Consider the following 4638-nt stretch of genomic DNA (forward strand, 5'->3'; position numbering starts at 1 on the left):
CTGTCATGGTGGTTCAGGTTGATAAGCATAAGGGTCGAGAAGTTATCCAGTGCAAATACTTCTTGCCCGGATACGCCTAAATCAAACTGACTAACCAAGGCTCTGCCTAGTTCAAACCACAAATATTTTTCAACGGCTGCGCTGTATATCGCTTCTTGTATACCCTCTTGTTGAGGGTATTTGGCAATTAGGCCTTGATCTAGTTGGTATAGAAAGGAGAAGGGGATGTCGATCTTTATATCAACCTGGCTGGTTTGTTTGTTGTTCGAGCTTGCAGTGTCAAGTGCTAAAGGTTGGCTCGTTGTAGCCTGGTCAGCTTGGTGAAAGTGATAAATGATGCTTTGTTTTAAAATAAGGTCTTGTTCACTAAATATTCGCAAGCGTTCGAAAACTTGAGACTTTTTCAGACGTGTAATTAGCTTGGTATCGTATTCACTCTTAGCGTCAGTTTGAAATGATAAGTCTGATGGCTGTTGAGGCTCAGTAATAGAGATCGATGCGTAGGTGCTGAAGGTTAGGGTTGACGTTATAAGCAGGAGCAGTAATCTGATATGTATAGAAGGAGTCATGGGAAGCGTCTATTTATTATTTAAATTATCTATTGTGGTACCCAGTTAGCCCATTCTATTCGGAATTTAAACTAAATGTACTGAATCTTTGGTAATGTCGGCTGAATCGCACTCTTCTTTTAAAGTATTGAAAACAGATAAAAGAAGAGTGCCAGGTTTGGCTTTAGGTTGAGGCAAGGTGCTCGAGTAAATATTGTTGTGCGCAGACTCGAGATTCGGCTTCGGCAGGTTGGTTCAAATGATATTTTCCCTCGGTGTCCATAATCCAGCTTTGGCAATTATCGCTTAGGTAGAAGCCAATTTCGGCTTTCACGCGTTCTACTAGCTTCTTATCTTCCATCGGGAAGCAGGTTTCAACACGCTTTAACAGGTTACGGGTCATCCAGTCGGCACTGGCACCATAAATCTGGTCATTACCATCATTGTGGAACCAATAAACTCGAGTGTGCTCCAAGAAACGCCCGATCACAGAGCGTACTTCGATCGTTTCGGAAATACCCTCTAGCCCTGGACGTAAACAGCATATGCCGCGGACAATAAGCTTAATAGGCACGCCTGCTTGTGATGCTCGATACAGTGCCCGAATAATTTTGGGTTCTGATACTGCATTAACTTTAATGGTGATTCCTGAGGCTTTACCTGCTTTGGCATTATTAGCTTCTCTTTCTATCATCGAAACCAAAGAGTCATGTAAGGTGAAAGGAGCATGGAATAGTTTTTTGATCTTCAGTGCTTTGCCCATACCCGTGAGCTGCTGGAATATTTTATGAACCTCTTTCCCGAGAGCTTCATCACCACTCATAAAGCTATAGTCTGTATAGAGGCGGGCGTTCTTTGCGTGATAATTACCCGTACCCAAATGTACATAGTGCCTAAAACCTTCGGCTTCGCGTCGGGCTACGAGTATCATCTTGGCGTGGGTTTTATAGCCCACTACGCCATAAACGACGACAGCGCCAGCTTCTTGCAGGCGGCTGGCTAGTTCAATATTTTCTTCTTCGTCAAAACGGGCTCGTAATTCTATTACTGCAGTGACTTCTTTTCCGCGTCTTGCTGCATCGACCAAGGCGGCAACAATTTCAGAATTAGCGCCGCTACGGTAAAGTGTTTGTTTAATAGCAACGACATCGGGGTCTAGGGCAGCGTGTCGAAGAAAATCGATAACTGGTGTAAAGCTCTGGAAGGGGTGGTGCAGAAGAATATCTTTCTGTTTTATAGTTGAAAAAATATTGCTGCTTTTCTTTAAAGGCTTTGGCAGGCCTGGAGCGAAGGCCGGGTAGAGTAGTTCAGGTTTGTCGACTAAATCTGGTAGTTGCATTAGGCGAGAAAGGTTAACCGGGCCTCGCACTTGATACAGTTCATCTTTACTCAGTTTAAACTCTTTGAGCAAGAAAGAGATCAGATGCTCTGGGCAGTTGTCTGCAAGCTCTAATCTAACAGCGTCACCAAAACGTCTCGAGAGCAGCTCCCCTTTTAATGCAGAGGCCAGATCCTCCATATCTTCTTGTTCAAGTTCAAAGTCGGCATTTCGGGTTAAACGGAATTGGTAACAGCCTTGCACTGACATGCCGGGAAATAGTTGGTCAACATGAGCGTGAATAATTGAAGATAAGAATACCAGTTCATCACCCTTGGAAATCTCCGCAGGTAATTTAATAAGCCTGGGTAAAGAGCGGGGGGCGGGAACGATTGCCAGGCCGGTTTCACGACCGAAAGCATCTTTGCCGTCCAGCTCTACGATAAAGTTTAGACTCTTATTTACCAGGCGAGGAAAGGGGTGTGAAGGGTCGAGACCGATGGGGTTAATAATCGGTAGTACTTCGTTATCGAAATAATTAGCTAACCATTCATGTTGAGCTTCACTCCATTCCTGGCGTCTTAGAAAACTGATCCCCTCTTTTTTTAACTCAGGCAGAAGCACATCATTCAAAATCTCATACTGTTCACGAACAAAATCTGTCGCGATATGTTTGATTTTTTCTAGGGTTTGTTCAGGGCTTAGTCCGTCAGGCCCAATTGTCTCCCGACCAAATTTGATCTGATGTTTTAGGCCGGCCACACGAATTTCAAAAAACTCATCCATGTTGCTACTGAATATGCAGCTAAACATCAGACGGTTGAGGAGAGGGTGCGATGTATCAATCGTTTGTTTGAGCACGCGATGGTTGAACTGCAGATGGCTTAGTTCCCTGTTCACGTAGTATTCGTGGTTAAGGAGGTCTATAGCAGGGAGCTCATTATTTGCTGTTTGCTCGTCATGCGTCGTGCTCATTGTTGTCTGTATTCTCCAAGTATTTTAAAAGGGGCGATAATCCATTCTAGCTGAACATTGTTACATCTTTATCCTTTGCTAAGAAGTTTCGCAGCGTCCTTGGCAAAATAAGTCAGAATTGCATCGGCGCCAGCGCGCTTGATACAAAGTAGTGACTCTAGAATAATTTTATCCTTGTCTAGCCAGCCATTTTCTATTGCGGCCATATGCATCGCATACTCACCACTCACTTGATAGACGAAGGTCGGCGCTTTGAGTTCAGTCTTGATACGGTAAACAATATCGAGATAGGGCATGCCTGGCTTGATCATAACCATGTCGGCACCTTCCTGAAGGTCCATGGCGACCTCGTGCAAGGCTTCATCAGAATTGGCCGGGTCCATTTGGTAAGTCTTTTTATCTGCTTTACCTAAGTTGCCAGCAGAGCCTACTGCGTCGCGAAAAGGACCATAATAAGAAGAGGCATACTTAGCGGAGTAGGCAAGTATAGAGGTATTGATATGGCCTGCGGCTTCCAGTTCTTTGCGAATCGCAGCGATTCGGCCATCCATCATATCTGAAGGTGCAACGATGTCTGCTCCGGCCTCTGCGTGTGACAAAGCCTGCTTAACTAATGCGTTAACGGTAATATCGTTTAATACATATCCATCATCATCGATAATTCCGTCTTGGCCGTGGGTTGTAAAGGGGTCTAAGGCAACGTCGGTAATCACGCCCAGCTCCGGATATTCCTTTTTTAGTGCTCGTACAGCTCTTTGGGCTAGGCCCTCGGGGTTCCAAGCTTCTTTGGCATCAAGAGACTTGGCATTACTCGGGGTGACGGGAAATAGTGCGACGGCGGGGATACCAAGCTCTAGTAGCTGCTGCGCCTCTTTTAGTAGTAGGTCAATACTCAGGCGTTCAACGCCGGGCATAGAGCTAACAGCTTCGCGTTTATTTACACCTTCAAGAATAAACATGGGGTAAATCAGGTCATTGGCTGTTAGTGTATTTTCCTGCATCAAGCGACGGGAAAAGTCTTGAAAGCGCATGCGACGGAGTCGGCTGTTAGGGAATTGTCGTTGGCTGGGTGAAAACACTTTTTATCTCCGGCAATCATCAAAAATATTATGTGCTTAAGATTAGCAGGTATGCCGAAGGAAAGGCTATAACGCAAGTCAACTGGGGCTGGATTTTTGGAAGTATTTTGCTTTTCGCTAAATACAGGGAACTCGAGATCTAGGTACGCTTATATGCTTAGCTTAAGTAATAATTGAATGCTTGGGATTAAAGCGATGCTTAGCATAACAAGTGCGGAGCCTATGCAGGTCGCGCCGCATAATTGTGAACCGCGAATTTTTATTCGTTGAACAGGGTCTTGTAGCGCAGACTTCCAGTGCCTAAAAGCAGCGGGTTCAGGTATGCATAGTTGTGCTCGGCCGCTTTTAGTATGGCTCAGTTCGTGAATGTAATGCTGGTCTTGGTCGCGCTGATATAAAACCATAATTGATAAACTTGCAGCAATTACCATTGAGGCAAGTAGAACCTGCCCAAATGAAATATAGATGCTGCTGGTTATTGCAGCACCTATCATGCCTAGGCTTAGCAAGCTAATCATTGATATCAGTGCAATAAAAGTTTTGCAAGTACGTGAGTGTTTGCGGCGAGTTTTGAGAATACGAAGTTTTACTTTGTCGCCAACGTGGAAGTTGCCTGAGGCTAAGTGGTCAATTGCGGTAAAGCGAACCGGGCCTCCTTCATGCGGGTACTCAATGACAGGGTAAAAACCATTTTTAACGTAGGTTTGGCTAGTACTAT

Annotated in this window: 4 protein-coding genes; all 4 read right to left on the minus strand. The window is 44.8% G+C overall.

Annotation, left to right across the window (positions count from 1 at the left end; translation table 11 throughout):
• On the minus strand, positions 1-569 hold a 569-nt coding region (locus A3763_RS11110), incomplete at its 3' end, for a DUF4344 domain-containing metallopeptidase (RefSeq protein ID WP_156495049.1).
• A gap of 163 nt (positions 570-732) precedes the next feature.
• Positions 733-2841 (minus strand): polyphosphate kinase 1, encoded by a 2109-nt coding sequence (ppk1, locus tag A3763_RS11115; protein ID WP_068513504.1) that lies wholly within the window; start codon positions 2839-2841, stop codon positions 733-735.
• 68 nt (positions 2842-2909) lie between these two features.
• Positions 2910-3920, minus strand: a complete 1011-nt coding sequence (hemB, locus tag A3763_RS11120) for a porphobilinogen synthase (protein ID WP_082865402.1) — start codon at positions 3918-3920, stop codon at positions 2910-2912.
• 149 nt (positions 3921-4069) lie between these two features.
• Positions 4070-4638 (minus strand): hypothetical protein (locus A3763_RS28600; protein ID WP_197482887.1); only part of this gene is annotated, 569 nt, incomplete at its 5' end.

It is taken from the genome of Oleiphilus sp. HI0128 (genome assembly GCF_001635365.1).